Origin of the sequence: Nocardioides plantarum, from assembly GCF_006346395.1 — a bacterium.
GTDB lineage: Bacteria > Actinomycetota > Actinomycetes > Propionibacteriales > Nocardioidaceae > Nocardioides > Nocardioides plantarum.
In genome coordinates, this window is sequence record NZ_VDMS01000002.1 from 634936 (window position 1) to 649783 (window position 14848).

Below are 14848 nucleotides of genomic sequence, written 5' to 3' on the forward strand. Positions count from 1 at the left end.
GTCAGCTCAGGGGCTGGCTGGAGAGGTCGAGGCTGCCCTGGGCGTTGCGGGCGTCGTGCTTCTGGACCCGCTCGAGGTAGGACCGTGACTTCTCGACCTCGGTCTCGAGCACCCCGATCGTGGCCGACATGTTGTCGAGGGCCTTGAGCTTGAACTCGTCGATGGAGTCCATCGTGGCGTAGATGTTGGCGAACGCCGCCTGGAGCTGCTCGATGCCGATCGTCGAGGAGGCGGCCTGCTCCTGGATCGCCGCGCTGTTGTCGCGCAGCATCTCGGAGGTGCGCTGGATCATCCCCGACGTCGTGGTGTTGAGCGCGCTGATCTGGTCGAGCACGAGCTTCTGGTTGCCCAGCGCCTGGGCCACGATGACCGCCGTACGCAGCGCGGAGATGGTGGTCGTCGAGGCACGGTCGACGCCCTTGATGAGCTCGATGTTGTTCTTGATGATGATGTCGATCGCCAGGTAGCTCTGGATCGACACCGCGAGCTGGGTCAGCAGGTCCTGGTGCTTCTGGCGCACGTAGAACAGCACGTCCTGGCTCAGCGCCCTGGCCGCGTCGGGGTCGCTCAGCTCGAGCTCGGCGATCTTGGCCGACAGCTTGGCGTCGAGCCGCTCGGCGACGTAGACGTACTGGTTGAGCCGGCCCATCACCGACCACAGGTTGGTCTTCTCGAGGTTGAGCGCGACGTTGTCGCGCTGCAGCTCGTCCTGGCCGCTGCGCAGGCTGTGCAGGATGCCGTTGAGCTGGGTCTGCGCCGACTGGTACTTGCGGAAGTAGTCGGTGATCTTGTCGCCGAAGGGCAGGATGTCGAGCCAGCGCTTGGCGCCGGTGGCCTGGCTGGGGTCGAGGTCCTCGACCGTACGACGCAGCTCGAGCAGCGTCTTGCCGACCGCACTGCCCTGCGCGAGACCGCCCTCGCGCAGCGCGGTGACCGGCTTGTCGAGCATGTGGTTGGACGTCTCGGCCGCCTTGCGGATGTCGGCATCGCCCATCGTCCGCACGTTCTCGGCCTGCGCGGCGAACTCCGGGCTGCCGGCCTGGGCGCTGGTCAGCGCGGTCATGAACCCGTCGACCTTGGCGTCGAGCTCGGGCATCGCGGCCGCCGACACCGGAGGCGCCATCTTGGGCGCCGCGGTCTCGGCGACCTGCAGGACCGGCTCGGGCGCGGTGAGCGTGACGACGGGGTCGGGCGGGGCGAGGGGCTGGACGGCGGTCTCGCCGGCGGCGGGCTGCTCGGGGGTGCCTGCGGTCATGGCGCGCAGTCTGTCACCTGCTGTGGCCCGCGTCTCGTGCCGCGCCCCGGCGAATGCCGCGTTGGCCGGGGCCGGTCGCGGGGCGGGTCGGAGCGGGTCGGGGCGACCTTCCGGTCAGCCCCGGGACCGACCGGACCGACCGAAGGCGCTCATCGAGTCCCACGGCACACCACGTCGAGTACGCCGGTAGCGCCATACGTGCTGGGCCAGGAGGCTGGCCGCGAGCCCGATCGAGACCAGCCCGAGCGGCTCGAACCGGTCGCGCACGATCTCGACCACGAGCAGCCCGAGGCGGACGACGAGATAGGCCGACCAGGCGACGACCAGCCGGAGCCAGGACCGCGGCTCGTCACGGTCGGCGCGGGAGCCCAGCTGCCAGCAGACGAGCCCGAAGAACACCGCGGCGTGGACCCAGCTCGTCTGGCGTCCCAGCTCGCCGGAGAGAAGATCGTCGATCCGGCCCAGGACGATGAGCGCCCACACGATGCCCGCGAGCACCACGCGGCGTCGCGTGAACCAGTCCCTGATCGGGTCGTCCCCGGCACCGTCCGTCGGCACCGGCGGTCAGGAGTAGCGGTGACTCTTGGCCGCGTGACCCTGCTCGCGGGTGCAGGTGCGCCCGCTCATGTTGCGGTGGCCACACACGGCGTCGTCGGCCGGCGCTCCATCGGCAGCGGCCGGGGTCTTCGCCGACTTCGCGGCCTTGGCCGCGGGAGCGACCGGGGGCTTGGCGTCGGGTGCGTTGGGAGTCAGCGGCGCGCGGCCGGTTGCGGCCCGGGCACGGGCGTACTTGGCGTCGCGCATGGCGCGCAGCTCGTCTGTCTTGCTCATCGTGACTTCACCCTACCGACCCTACGTGGCCCCGGGGACAGTCCTGCCCAGGCGCGCGACGACGGGAGCCGGGCGGTCCCGTGGTCCGTGGCGCCGGGGTGGGGTCGTGTGCCTGACGACGCCCCTGGCTCGTGCTCGGGCACACGACCCCTCAACCGCCGTGGGGCGCGCGGCGCGCGGGCCCGTCACCGGCGTCGACGACGAAGTAGGGCAGCAGCAGCTGGGTGACCGGCCCGATGGCCAGACCGAAGACGACGGTGCCGACGCCGAGGACCCCGCCGAGCGCCAGGCCGATGAGGACGACGCTCACCTCGAGGCCGGTGCGCACCAGCCGCAGCGACCACCCCGTAAGCCGGGCCAGGCCGGTCATCAGCCCGTCGCGGGGACCGCGGCCGAGCTGGGCGCCGATGTAGAGCGCGGTGGCGAACCCGCACAGCAGCACGCCGCCCACCATCAGCGCGACCCGCGCGAGGATCGGGGACGGGGCGTCGAGGAGGGCCAGGGTCGCGTCGGCGGCGAACCCGACCACGAGCGCGTTGGCGATGGTGCCGAGACCGGGCTTCTCGCGCAGCGGGACCCACAGCAGCAGCACCGCGAAGCTCATCACGACGACCGCTTCGCCGAGCGTGAGCGGCACGTGCCGGATCAGGCCGGAGTGCAGGACGTCCCACGGGGCCAGGCCGAGGTCGGCGCGCACCATCATCGCCAGCGAGGCGCCGTACAGCACGAGCCCGACGAGCAGGCGGGCCATGCGCTCCGGGAGCCGACCCGCGCGCAGCTGGGCCACCGGGCCCAGGTCGAGCAGCACCGGGGCCGGGACGGGATGGGGGGCGTGTGCAGGAGCGGGGTGGTCGACGGTGGACATGACTCCACCATCCAACCGATTGGCCTTCTCTTGAATAGCCAATCGTGAGAGAGTGGACTGCATGGTGCAGACCATCACCGCCACCCGCGTGGCCACGCTCGCCGGGGCCTTCTCCCGCAGCCCCGCCTACGCCGGCCTGGCCGACGCCCTGACCGAGCTGATCGGCGACGGTCGCGTCGGGCTCGGGGTCCGACTGCCCAGCGAGCGCGACCTGACCACCGCGCTGGGCGTGTCCCGCACCACGGTGACGCGGGCCTACCAGGTGCTGCGCGACACCGGGTACGCCGAGGCGCGACGCGGCGCGGGCACCTTCACCCGGGTCCCCGGCGGACGTTCGCGCGCGCACGACCGCGCCCTCGTCCCCGGCTCGGGCGCCGAGGGTCCCGACGGCCCGGGCGACCTGATCGACCTCAACTGCGCCGCGACCTCGGCCCCGCCGGGCATCGCCGCGGCGTACGGCGCGGCGGTGGCCGAGCTGCCGGCCTACCTCGGCGGGCACGGCTACTTCCCGGCCGGGCTGCCCGCCCTGCAGGCCGCGATCGCCCGTCGCTACGACGAGCGCGGGCTCCCCACCGACCCCGACCAGGTCGTGGTCACCGCCGGCGCGCTGGCCGCCGCGGCCCTGGTGGCCCAGGCCCTCACCGGACCGCGCGACCGCGTGCTCGTCGAGTCGCCGGTCTACCCCAACGCGACCCAGGCGATCGCCAACAGCGGCGCGCGGCTGCGCGCGGTGCCGGTCGATCCCGGCGGCTGGGACCTCGACGCGGTGGGGGCGGCGCTCGACGAGGTGCGCCCGACGCTGAGCTACCTGATCGCCGACTTCCAGAACCCGACCGGGCACGTGATGACCGATGCCCAGCGCGCGACGTACGCCGGACACCTGCGCCGCACCGGCACCGTCGCGGTCGTCGACGAGGCCCACCAGGCGCTGGCCCTCGACGGGCAGGCGATGCCGCGACCGTTCGCGGCCTTCGACCCGCGCACGATCACCCTCGGCAGCGCGAGCAAGTCCCACTGGGGCGGGCTGCGCCTGGGCTGGATCCGGGCGCCGCACGACCAGGTCGAGCGGCTCACCCGCGCCCGCCTCGGCCTCGACCTGGGCGCGCCGGTGCTGGAGCAGCTCGTGCTGACCCGGCTGCTGGCCTCCGACGATGTCGTCGACCGGCACCGCGCGCGGCTGCGCGAGCAGCGCGACGCCCTGCTCGCCGCCGTCAGCGAGCACCTGCCCGAGTGGCGCTTCCACCGGCCGGCCGGTGGTCTGGCGCTGTGGTGCGAGCTGCCGGCCGCGCGCGGCAGCGTCCTGGCGGTCGAGGCCGAGCGGCGCGGGGTCGTCGTCGCTCCCGGTCCGGCCTTCGCGGCCGAGGGCGGCCTCGACCGGTTCGTGCGGGTGCCGTGGTCGCGCCCACCGGCCGAGCTCGCCGAGGCCGTACGCCGCCTCGCGGCGGCCTGGGAGGCCGTGCGCGACCGACCGGCGACCGGCAGCCCCCGTCGTACCCGGGTGATGGTGGCCTGAGAGGGGTCTGAGAGGGCTGTCACCTACCTCACACTGGTGGCGTCACGGCCAGATCGCGGTGAACGGTGACGTACAGTCTCCGGGCGCGGCCGGTCTGGCCCGCCGACATGGGGTCCGCCGAGTTCCTCCCGCCTCATGTCGTCCTGAACCATCGGGGGGAAGTGGGATACCCGAGCACGACGGCTCCGACCGGAGCCTTGGGGTGAACTCAGCACGCTGAGCGGGCAATTCGTCAGCCCGAACCCGACAGGTCACATTTCACAGGCGTGGACGAAAGGGACACCCATGTCTGTCATCACCCGCGCCCTGACGCTCGTCGTCGGCGCGTTCTTGTTCACCGCGGTGCTGGGCGGAGTGCCGACCGCGCACGTCGGCACCAGCGCCGAGGCCGCCACCAGCCAGCGCGTCCACACCAGCTACGCACTGCGCGTCAAGGCCATGAAGGTGGCCCTGGCCCAGCGCGGCGACCCCTACCGGTCCGGCGCCGCCGGCCCGAGCGCGTTCGACTGCTCCGGCCTCACGAAGTACTCCTACGGCCGTCTGGGCCGCTCGCTCCCGCGCACGACCGACCAGCTCAAGGCCAGCCTGAAGCCGGTGACCAAGTCGCGCCGGGCACCGGGCGACATCATCATCTTCGTCCGTGGGGGCAACGCCTACCACGCCGGCATCTACCTGGGGCACAACAAGATCGTGCACGCCAGCCGCCCCGGCACGCCGGTCAAGACCGAGAAGATCTGGACCACCGCGTACGTCGTACGTCGGCCCTGACCGCAGGCCGGTGACGAGAGCCGCACCCCGGACGAGGGGTGCGGCTCTCGTGCGTCGATGGGTGATCGCGTCCGGCAACTCGCGCAATCGAACGAGTTGAGCGTGGGATCGACCATCCCAGCCCGCCAACCCGTTCGATCGAACGAGTTGGTGGCCAGATCGACCGCCCCAGCGGCTCAACTCGTTCGATTGCACGAGTTAGTTGTCCGCACCACCTCGCCCGTCCACCCCTCAGCCGACCCGCGTCCCCCTCAGACCAGGTCGACGGTGCGGGCGTGGTGGGCCCCCATCGCGGACTCGATGTCGGCCAGCACCTCGGCCGGGATCGCGGTGTCCACGGACAGCGCGACCAGGGCCTCGCCGCCCTTGGCGTTGCGCGAGACCTGCATGCCGGCGATGTTGACGCCGGCGGCGCCGAGGATCTGACCGACGGTGCCGACCATGCCCGGACGGTCGCGGTAGGCGAAGAACGCGAGGTGGTCGGTGGGCTCGAGGTCGATGTCGTAGCCGTTGACCTCGACCAGCCGCTCGCGCTGGTTGATGCCCATCAAGGTGCCCGACACCGACACCTGCGAGCCGTCGGCGAGGGTGCCGCGGATCGTGATCAGGTTGCGGTGGTCGGGGCTGTCGGGCTCGGTCACCAGGCGTACGGCGGTCCCGCGCTCAGCCGCGAGGAGCGGGGCGTTGACGTAGGAGACGGCGTGCTCGATCACGTCGGTGAAGACGCCCTTGAGGGCCGCGAGCTCGAGCACCTTGACGTCGTTGTCGGTGATCTCGCCGCGCACCTCGACGTCGATCTGCTGGGCGACCTCACCGGCGACGCCGGTGAAGATGCGGCCGAGCTTCTCGGTCAGCGGGATGCCGGGACGCACGTCCTCGGCGATCAGCCCGCCCTGCACGTTGACCGCGTCGGGCACCAGCTCGCCGGCCAGAGCGAGGACGACCGAGCGCGCGACGGACAGCCCGGCCTTCTCCTGGGCCTCCTGCGTCGAGGCCCCCAGGTGCGGGGTGGCCACGACGTTCTCGAGCGTGAGCAGCGGGCTGTCGGTGTTGGGCTCGGTGGCGAAGACGTCGAGGCCGGCGGCGGCGATCCGCCCGTTGCTGAGCGCGTCGTAGAGCGCCGCCTCGTCGACGATGCCGCCGCGGGCGGCGTTGACCAGGACCAGGCCCGGACGCGCCGCGGCCAGCTCGGCGGCGCCGATCAACCCGATCGTCTCCGGTGTCTTGGGCAGGTGCACGCTCATGAAGTCGGACTCGGCCAGCAGGGTGGCCAGGTCGACCAGGCGGACGCCGACCTGGGCGGCCCGGCCGGCCTGCACGTAGGGGTCGTAGGCGATGACGTTCATGCCGAACGCCGCCAGGCGCTGGGCGACGAGCACGCCGATGCGGCCCAGCCCGACGACGCCGACGGTCTTCTCGTAGAGCTCGATGCCGGTGTAGCGGGCCCGCTTCCACTCGCCGTCGCGCAGGGCGGCGTGGGCCGGTGACACGTGGCGGGCGGCGGCCAGCATCAGCGCGACGGCCAGCTCGGCGGCCGACACGATGTTGGACGTCGGCGCGTTGACCACCATGACGCCGGCCATCGTGGCGGCCCGCACGTCGATGTTGTCGAGCCCGACACCGGCGCGCGCGACCACCCGCAGCCGCGGCGCGGCGGCCAGCGCCTCGGCGTCGATCCGGGTCGCCGAGCGCACCAGGACCGCGTCGGCGTCGGCGATCGCGGCGAGCAGGGCGGCCCGGTCGGCACCGTCGCAGTGCCGGACCTCGAAGTCGGGGCCCAGCGCCTCGACGGTGGCCGGGCTCAGCTCCTCGGCGATGAGCACGACGGCTCGATCGGCGGCGCGGACGGCGGGTGGGGTCACTGCGTTCCTCACGGTCGGACGACGGCGGCGCACGTCGCTGTGCCGCCGTCACGCTACACGGGTCGCGGGTCCGTTAACCGGTGGTCCGCAGCCCCCTCGGCGCCTAGCGTGGCGGCGTACTGATCCCGACGACAGGTGCCGTCTTGAAGCTCTGAGGTCCGCCGCCCCGACCTCCACCCTGATCCAGGGAGCTTCCGCATGCCTGCACACCCCCGTCCGTCCTCGCACGTCGTCAGCCTGTCCGGCGTCACCTTCGCCTGGCCCGACGGCACCCCCGTCGTCGATGGCCTCGACCTCCTCGTCCCGCCCGGCCGCTCGGCGCTCGTGGGCGTCAACGGCTCGGGCAAGTCCACCGTCCTGCGGCTGGTGACCGGCGAGCTCGCGCCGACACGCGGGCACCTCTCGGTCGGCGGTCGCGTGGGCTACCTGCCCCAGGACCTCGTCCTCGACGCCGACCGCGCCGTCGTCGACTTCCTCGGCATCGCCGCGACCCTCGCGGCACTGCGTCGCGTCGAGGCGGGCTCGGTCGAGCCCGCCGACTACGACGTGGTCGGGGACGACTGGGACGTCGAGGAGCGTGCCGTGGCCTCGCTGGCCCGGCTGGGCCTCCCCCACGACCTGCTCTCGCGGCGCCTCGGCGAGCTCTCGGGCGGCGAGGTCGTGCAGCTCGGTCTGGCCCGGCTCGTGCTCGACCGACCCGACGTGCTGCTGCTCGACGAGCCGACCAACAACCTCGACGCCGAGGCGCGCGCCCGGCTGGTCGACCTCGTCTCGACCTGGTCCGGGTCGCTGCTGCTGGTCAGCCACGACCGCGGGCTCCTCGAGCACGTCGACCACATCGGCGACCTGCGCGGCGGCACGGTCCGCTGGTACGGCGGCGGCTGGACGGCGTACGCCGAGCAGGTCGCCGCCGAGCAGGAGGCGGCCGCGCAGGCGGTCACCACCGCCCGGTCCGACGTACGCCGTCAACGGGCCGACCGCCAGGAGGCCGAGCGGCTGCTCGCCCAGCGCCGGCGGCAGGGGGTGCGCACCGCGGCGCGCACCAACATGGGCAAGGGCGCGCAGCACTTCTGGCAGAACCGCTCGGAGAAGAACGCCGGGTCCTACCGCCGCCTCCACGACGACCGCCTCGAGTCCGCGCGCGAGCGGTTGGACCAGGCCGAGTCCCGGCTCCGCGAGGACCGCCGGATCCGGATCGACCTGCCCGCGACCGCGGTGCCGCGCGGACGGGTGGTGCTCACCACCCATGACCTCGTCCTGCGCACCGGCGCCCCGGTCGAGCTCGACGTGAGCGGCCCCGACCGCATCGCCGTCGTGGGTCCCAACGGCTCGGGCAAGACGACGCTGCTGCACACCGTCGCGGGGCTGCTGCCCCCGACGTCGGGAAGCGTCCGCGCCCACGTGCCGGTGGGTCTGCTCCGCCAGCGGCTGGGCGGCCCAGGACAGCTGGACGACGACCTCAGCGTCTACGCCAACGTCCGGTCGGCCGCGCCCGACGTCGACCCCACCGTCGTGCGGGCCGCGCTCGCGCGCTTCCTGTTCCGCGGCGAGCGCGCCGACCGGCCCGCCGGCTCCCTGTCGGGCGGCGAGCGCTTTCGCGCGGCGCTGGCCCGCCTGCTCCTCGCCGACCCCGCGCCGCAGCTGCTGCTGCTCGACGAGCCGACCAACAACCTCGATCTGTCGTCGTACGACGCCCTGGTCTCGGCCCTCGCCGACTACCGCGGTGCGTTGCTCGTCGCCAGCCACGACGCCGCGTTCCTCGACGACCTCAGCGTCGACCGCACCGTCCGCCTGGGTGACCCGTCGACCGGGACCGAGGTGGTTGGCTAGCGCGATGCGAGCAACGATCACGGCGGGCGAGGTGTCCGTCGAGGTGCGCGTGGTGCGGCTCGGCGACCACCGGCTCGCCTGCGCCGTGGCGCCCTCGCTGGCTCCCCTGCTCGGCGACCGGGACTCGGTCGAGGTCGAGGTCGTCGTGGTCCAGGACGACGGCCGCAGCGAGGAGCTCGCGGCCGTCGCTGCCGTCGTGCGCTCCGGTCGGGCCTGGACGGAGGCACGCGGCCGGCTGCGCGAGCGGCGCGGCTGGGCCCGCCGGTTCGTCCGGTCCCCGGCCGAGGTCGTCGTGCTGACCCCGCGCGACTGACCCGCGGCCGGCGTCAGCCGCGCTGCTTGGCCCGTTCCAGCGCCGCGATGACCGCGACGCACCCGACGACGATCACGGCCGGGACCAGCCACCGTCCGGTGTCGCCCTCGACGCCCGGGAGCCAGGACGCCAGCCGGCCGACCTCGCCGCCGAATGCGACCCGCACCAGCGGGATGACGCCCAGCCAGATCCCGACCACGGCGAACAACCCCTGGAGACCGTCCTCGCCACTCTTGTCAGCCATGCCACGACTCTCCCGCGGCGCGGCGGGGTCGCGCATCGGCCGGAGGTCGCGACCGGACCCGACCAAAGGTGGACGGCGGGTCAGGCGAAGAGCGACTGGCCGACGTACTCCCCTGCGGCGATGCCGGGGGGGACGACGAAGAGCGCGGAGCCGTTGACCTTGAGGTACTCCATCATGGCGTCGCTCTTGGCCATGGCGTTCTGGATCGGGATGAAGTGGGTGTCGGGGTCGCGCACGTAGGCGATGAAGAACAACCCCGCGTTGAGCGCGCCGAGCGGGGTGCTGCCGTCGACGAAGTTGTAGCCGCGGCGCAGCATCTGGGCGCCGCCGTGGAAGGACGGGTGGACCAGCCGCACGTGGGAGTCGACCGGGATCGTCGGGGCCAGCCCGGTGACGGCGTCGAAGTCCGGCTCGTCGAACTCCTTGTCGCCGCCGAGAGGCGCACCCGCGCCCTTGGTGCGGCCGACGAACTGCTCCTGGTCGGCGAGCGGCTGGCGGTCCCAGAGCTCGATAGTCATGGCGATGCGCCGGGCGACGAGGTAGGACCCACCGGCCAGCCAGCCCGCGGCGGGGTCGTCGTCGGCGCCGACCCACACGTGGGTGTCGACGAGCTCGGGCTGCTCGGCCTTGAGGTTGGCGGTGCCGTCCTTGAAGCCGAACAGGTTGCGCGGGGTGTCCTGCGTCGTGCTGGTCGACGACGTCCGACCGAAGCCGAGCTGGGACCAGCGGACCGCGGCGCGCCCGAACGCGATGCGGGCGAGGTTGCGCACGGCGTGCACGGCGACCTGCGGGTCGTCGGCGCAGGCCTGCACGCAGAGGTCGCCGTCGGAGATCTCCTCGACCAGGACGTCGGCCGGGAAGTGCGGCAGCCGGCGCAGGGCCTTGGGTCGGCGGTCGGCGAGGTCGAGCTTGTCGAAGAACGTCGGTCCGAAGCCGAAGGTGATCGTCAGCCGCGCCGGTGGCAGCCCGATCGCCTCGCCCGTGTCGTCGGGCGGCAGCAGCGGGTCGCCGTCGACGGGCCCGACCTCGCCGGCACCGTCACCTCGCGTCATCCGCTCGGCCGCCGCGGTCCAGTCCTGCAGCAACGCGACGACCTCGTCGCGGTCGGTGGTCAGCAGGTCGAACGCGGCGAAGTGCAGGCGGTCCTGGGCCGGGGTGACGATGCCGGCCTGGTGCTCGCCGCGGAACGCGTACGACGCAGCGACGGCCGCCTGGGCGTCGTCGGCGCTGGCCCGACCGGCCACGAACGCCCCGGCCACCCCGGCGGCGGCGACGCCTCCGCCGAGCAGGCCACGACGAGACAGGCGCGGGGTGCTCACCGCAGCATCATCTCGCGCGGCCGGGTCGGGCGTGCTCACCCCCCGATGCTTCCTGCCCCGCCCCACGGCCATCCCCCCAGGTCCTCGCGGTCGGACGACGTCAGACCACGGCCGCGGTGAGGCGCGAGAGCGGCTCCGCGAGGGCGTTGACCGCGTCGGAGAGCGCCTTGATGTCGGCCTTGCTCACGTCGGTGTAGAGCTTGAAGCCGTCGCCCTCGCGCTGGGCGTCGAGCAGCACCTGCAGGTCGTCGAAACGGGTGGTCAGCTCGTCGGCCAGGTCGGGGTCGTTCTTCTTCACGATGGGCTCGACGCCCTCGAACGCGACCCGGGCGCCGTCGACGTTGGCCTGGAAGTCCCACAGGTCGGTGTGCGACCAGAACTCCTCCTCGCCGGTGACCTTGCCCGCGGCGACCTCCTCGAGCAGGCCGCGCGAGCCGTTGGCGAGCTGGTCGACGGTGTAGTCGAGGTCCTGGATCTTGTCGTTGAGCTTCGTGGTGTTGGCGAGCAGGTCGTCGGCGTAGGTGGCGCGCTGCTCGGGCGTCAGGGCACGGTACTTGCCGGCGTCGGCGGGCCACAGGTCCTTCTCGAGCAGGTGCCAGCCGGTCCACTCGGCGCCGGGCTCGAGGTCGGCCTCGCGCAGGTCCATCTTGGGGTCGAGGTCGCCGAAGGACTCGGCGACGGTCTCGATGCGCTCCCAGTGGGTGCGGGCCTCGGGGTAGAGCGCGCGGGCCTCGTCGTCCTTGCCCTCCTTGTAGAGCTTGACGAACTCGGTGGTCTTCTCGAGCAGCTGCGCGGACTGGTCGCGCACGTAGAGCTTGTAGCCGGCCAGGGCGTCGTCGACGAGCTGCTGGTCGGAGGCGTCGAGCTGCTTCTCGCCGTCCTTGGACGCGGTGACGGTGAACGCGTTGCGGATGCCGTCGCCCTTCATGCCGGGCTTGCAGGCGGTGTAGTAGTCGCCGGCCGGCGCCTTGACGGTCAGGGAGCGCGAGACGCCCGGCCCGATGTTCTCGACCTCGCCCACGATGCGCAGGCCGTCCTCGGCGAGCAGGTAGAACTCGGTGACCTGCGAGCCGCTGTTGGTGACCTCGAACTTGAGCGCCCCCGCGGGCGCCTTGTCCGAGGAGACCTGGCACGCGTCGTCGGTCGAGGCCACGGTGAACGCGCGGTCGTCGCCGCTCGCGGCGTCGCCGGTCGAGTTGTCGGTGCAGGCGGCCAGGGCGGGCGCCGTCAGCAGCAGGCCGGCGGCGATCAGGGTCTTGCGCACGTGGAGGTCCTTCTGGGTCTGGGATGGAGGTCGGTCAGCGGACCGGGGTCAGCGGGCCGGGGTGGTGGCCGGAGCCGGGGTGGGACTGGCGCTGCGACGGCGTACGCCGAGCACGAAGAGGGTCATCACCGGGATGGCGTAGAGCAGCCAGGCGGCGGCCTCGAGCCAGGTCGTCGCCGGGGAGAAGTTGAAGACGCCCTTGAGGAGGGTCCCGATGGTGCTGTTGGGGTCGACGGTGTCGGAGACGTCGAACGCCAGGTTGTCGAGCCCCGGCAGCACGTCGGCCTCCTGCAGGTCGTGCACGCCGTAGGCGAGCACCCCGGCCGCGACGATGATGAGGAAGCCGCCGGTGTAGGTGAAGAACCTGGTCAGGTTGATCCGGATCGCGCCCTTGTAGAGCGCCACGCCGATGGCGACGGCGGTCAGCAGGCCGAGCCCGGCGCCGACCAGCGGCTCCCAGGTCGGGGCGACCGAGCCGACGGCCTCGCGGGTGCCGGCCTGGGTCGCGGCCCACAGGAACAGCGCCGTCTCGAGGCCCTCGCGCCCCACGGCGAGGACGGCCACGACGACCAGCGACCACCGGCCGCCGTCGGCGGCCCGGTCGATCTGGCCGCGCAGCTCGGTGCCGAGCGCGCGGGCGGTCCGGGCCATCCAGAAGATCATCCAGGTGACGAACCCCACCGCCACGATGGAGAGCCCGCCGCCGATGAGCTCCTGGGTCTTGAAGGTCAGTCCGCGCGGGCCGTAGGTGAGCGCGGCACCGAACGCCAGGCTGACCAGCACGGCGACCGCGACCCCGAACCAGATGCGGGGCAGCAGCTCGCGCCGGTCGGTCTTGACCAGGTAGGCGACGAGGATCGTGACCACCAGCGCGGCCTCGAGGCCCTCGCGCAGGCCGATCAGGTAGTTGGCGAACACAAGCGAGCAGCGTACGCCGTCAGGGTAGGTTTGCCTAACCTCGATCTCAGGGCTCCCCCAGGGTCCCCCTCGGGTGCCGTCCAGGGTCGCGCTCGGCGACTTCCCCGATGCGGCGCACGGCACCCGGCGGCCAGGCTTCGAGCCATGATCAGAGTCGAGAACCTCACCCGGACCTACGGGTCCTTCACCGCCGTGGACGACGTGTCGTTCGTCGCCCGCTCGGGGCGCGTCACCGGGTTCCTGGGCCCCAACGGCGCCGGGAAGTCCACCACCATGCGGGTCCTGGTCGGACTCACCCCGGCGACGTCGGGCACCGCTACCGTCGCGGGGCGCCGCTTCGTCGACCTGCCCAACCCCGGCCGGGAGGTGGGGGTCCTGCTCGACGCCTCGGCCCAGCACGCCGGTCGGACCGGGCGCGAGATCCTCACCCTGGCCCAGCGGACCCTCGGGCTGCCGGCTGACCGCGTCGACGCGATGCTCGAGCGGGTGAGCCTGACGCCCGAGGAGTCCCGGCGTCGCGTGCGGCACTACTCGCTCGGGATGCGCCAGCGTCTCGGGATCGCGGTCGCCCTCATCGGCGACCCGGCGTCGCTGATCCTCGACGAGCCGGCCAACGGCCTGGACCCGGCCGGTATCCGCTGGATGCGCGACCTCCTGCGGGGGTACGCCGACGCCGGCGGCACGGTCCTGCTGTCGTCGCACCTGCTGCACGAGATCGAGGTCGTCGCCGACGACCTCGTGGTCATCGGCAACGGCCGGATCGTGGCCTCCGGCACCAAGGCCGAGCTGCTCGCCGGGTCCGGGACCCTCGTGCGGGCCCGCGACCTCGACGCCCTCGGTCGAGCGCTCACCGAGTCGGCGGTCACGGTCAGCCCGCTCGACGGCGGGTTCCGGGCCGAGGCCGACGCCGAGCTGGTCGGCAAGGTCGCTCACGCGGCCGGCGTACCCCTGCTCGAGCTGCGGGCCGCCGACGGCGCCGGGCTCGAGGAGATGTTCCTCGAGCTCACCGCCACCACCCAGCGCGAAGGAGTCGCCGCATGAGCACGACCGCCGCACCCCCGTCCACGACCACGCCGTCCACGGCCCCCGCCCCGTCGTTCGCCCCGATCCCCTTCTCCCGGGTCGTCACGGTCGAGCTGCGCAAGATGTTCGACACCCGCTCGGGGTACTGGCTGATGGCGAGCATCGGCATCCTGGCCGTCCTGGCCACCGCCGCGGTCGTCGTGTTCGCCCCCGACGACGAGCTCACCTACGACGCGTTCGCCTCGGCGATCGGCTTCCCGATGGCGGTGATCCTGCCGGTGATCGCGATCCTCTCGGTGACCAGCGAGTGGAGCCAGCGCACGGGACTGACGACGTTCACCTTCGTGCCCGGGCGCGGCCGGGTGATCGCGGCCAAGGCGCTGTGCTCGATTGGCATCGGCGTGGTCTCGATCGTGCTCGCCGCGGCCATCGGCGCGCTCGGCAACGTCGTCGGTACGACGATCGCGGGCGTCGACACCGTCTGGGACGTCTCGCTTGTGAACCTGCTGATGATCGTGCTGGCCAACGTGCTCGGCCTGCTCGTCGGCTTCATGCTCGGCGTGCTGCTGCGCACCTCGGCGGCCGCGATCGTCGCCTACTTCGTCTACTCCTTCGTGCTGACCGGACTCACGGAGCTGCTGGCCGTGAACCAGGAGTGGTTCGCCGACATCCGCGGGTGGGTCGACTTCAACTTCGCCCAGGGCGCCCTGTTCGACGGCGTCCCGACCGCCGAGCAGTGGGGCCAGCTCGGGGTGTCCGGCCTGATCTGGCTGGTGCTGCCCCTGGCCCTCGGGCTGCGCCTGGTGCTCCGCTCGGAGGTCAAGTAGTCCCCACCCGCGCACG

General features: G+C 72.8%; 15 protein-coding genes and 1 riboswitch. Of the genes, 6 read left to right on the plus strand and 9 right to left on the minus strand.

The window, feature by feature from the left end; translation table 11 throughout:
* Position 1: 1 nt before the first annotated feature.
* From FJQ56_RS14960 to yczE, 4 genes are all read right to left on the minus strand, one after another.
* Positions 2-1255, minus strand: a complete 1254-nt coding sequence (locus FJQ56_RS14960) for a toxic anion resistance protein (protein ID WP_140010338.1) — start codon at positions 1253-1255, stop codon at positions 2-4.
* 114 nt (positions 1256-1369) lie between these two features.
* On the minus strand, positions 1370-1813 hold the full coding sequence (locus FJQ56_RS14965; RefSeq protein ID WP_140010339.1) for a hypothetical protein: 444 nt from the start codon (positions 1811-1813) through the stop codon (positions 1370-1372).
* Between the two features lie 6 nt (positions 1814-1819).
* Positions 1820-2086, minus strand: coding sequence for a hypothetical protein (locus FJQ56_RS14970; protein ID WP_140010340.1), 267 nt, complete (start codon positions 2084-2086; stop codon positions 1820-1822).
* A 151-nt stretch (positions 2087-2237) separates the two neighbouring features.
* Positions 2238-2951, minus strand: a complete 714-nt coding sequence (gene yczE / locus FJQ56_RS14975; protein WP_140010341.1) for a membrane protein YczE — start codon at positions 2949-2951, stop codon at positions 2238-2240.
* A gap of 61 nt (positions 2952-3012) precedes the next feature.
* Between yczE and yczR the strand changes: the two genes are divergently transcribed.
* The gene (yczR, locus tag FJQ56_RS14980; protein WP_140010342.1) at positions 3013-4464 is read left to right on the plus strand and encodes a MocR-like transcription factor YczR; all 1452 of its coding nucleotides are present in this window, start codon (positions 3013-3015) and stop codon (positions 4462-4464) included.
* Positions 4465-4583: 119 nt separating this feature from the next.
* Positions 4584-4746: riboswitch (cyclic di-AMP (ydaO/yuaA leader) on the plus strand.
* Positions 4747-4749: 3 nt separating this feature from the next.
* The gene (locus tag FJQ56_RS14985) at positions 4750-5232 is read left to right on the plus strand and encodes a C40 family peptidase (RefSeq protein ID WP_211351044.1); all 483 of its coding nucleotides are present in this window, start codon (positions 4750-4752) and stop codon (positions 5230-5232) included.
* 251 nt (positions 5233-5483) lie between these two features.
* Here the strand turns inward: FJQ56_RS14985 and serA are convergent, their stop codons facing one another.
* Positions 5484-7094: a phosphoglycerate dehydrogenase gene (serA, locus tag FJQ56_RS14990; protein WP_140010343.1), complete on the minus strand. Its 1611-nt coding sequence runs from the start codon at positions 7092-7094 to the stop codon at positions 5484-5486.
* 198 nt (positions 7095-7292) lie between these two features.
* Here serA and FJQ56_RS14995 point away from each other — a divergent pair, with 198 nt between their 5' ends.
* Together FJQ56_RS14995 and FJQ56_RS15000 are read left to right on the plus strand one after the other, a co-directional pair.
* Positions 7293-8924, plus strand: a complete 1632-nt coding sequence (locus FJQ56_RS14995; RefSeq protein ID WP_140010344.1) for an ABC-F family ATP-binding cassette domain-containing protein — start codon at positions 7293-7295, stop codon at positions 8922-8924.
* A 4-nt stretch (positions 8925-8928) separates the two neighbouring features.
* Entirely contained in the window at positions 8929-9237 is a 309-nt protein-coding gene (locus FJQ56_RS15000; protein WP_140010345.1) for a hypothetical protein, read from the plus strand.
* A gap of 13 nt (positions 9238-9250) precedes the next feature.
* Here the strand turns inward: FJQ56_RS15000 and FJQ56_RS15005 are convergent, their stop codons facing one another.
* From FJQ56_RS15005 to efeU, 4 genes are all read right to left on the minus strand, one after another.
* Entirely contained in the window at positions 9251-9481 is a 231-nt protein-coding gene (locus tag FJQ56_RS15005; protein WP_140010346.1) for a hypothetical protein, read from the minus strand.
* Between the two features lie 80 nt (positions 9482-9561).
* Positions 9562-10800 (minus strand): iron uptake transporter deferrochelatase/peroxidase subunit, encoded by a 1239-nt coding sequence (gene efeB / locus FJQ56_RS15010; protein WP_246084171.1) that lies wholly within the window; start codon positions 10798-10800, stop codon positions 9562-9564.
* 100 nt (positions 10801-10900) lie between these two features.
* Positions 10901-12064: an iron uptake system protein EfeO gene (gene efeO, locus FJQ56_RS15015; protein WP_140010348.1), complete on the minus strand. Its 1164-nt coding sequence runs from the start codon at positions 12062-12064 to the stop codon at positions 10901-10903.
* Positions 12065-12112: 48 nt separating this feature from the next.
* Positions 12113-12982 carry an iron uptake transporter permease EfeU gene (gene efeU, locus FJQ56_RS15020; protein WP_140010349.1) on the minus strand — a complete coding sequence of 290 codons (870 nt, stop codon included), beginning with the start codon at positions 12980-12982 and terminating at the stop codon, positions 12113-12115.
* A 144-nt stretch (positions 12983-13126) separates the two neighbouring features.
* Between efeU and FJQ56_RS15025 the strand changes: the two genes are divergently transcribed.
* Both FJQ56_RS15025 and FJQ56_RS15030 read left to right on the plus strand, forming a co-directional pair.
* Positions 13127-14023, plus strand: a complete 897-nt coding sequence (locus FJQ56_RS15025; protein WP_140010350.1) for an ABC transporter ATP-binding protein — start codon at positions 13127-13129, stop codon at positions 14021-14023.
* Positions 14020-14832, plus strand: coding sequence for an ABC-2 transporter permease (locus tag FJQ56_RS15030; RefSeq protein ID WP_140010351.1), 813 nt, complete (start codon positions 14020-14022; stop codon positions 14830-14832). The genes FJQ56_RS15025 and FJQ56_RS15030 overlap by 4 nt, the downstream gene beginning before the upstream one ends.
* Positions 14833-14848: the final 16 nt, after the last annotated feature.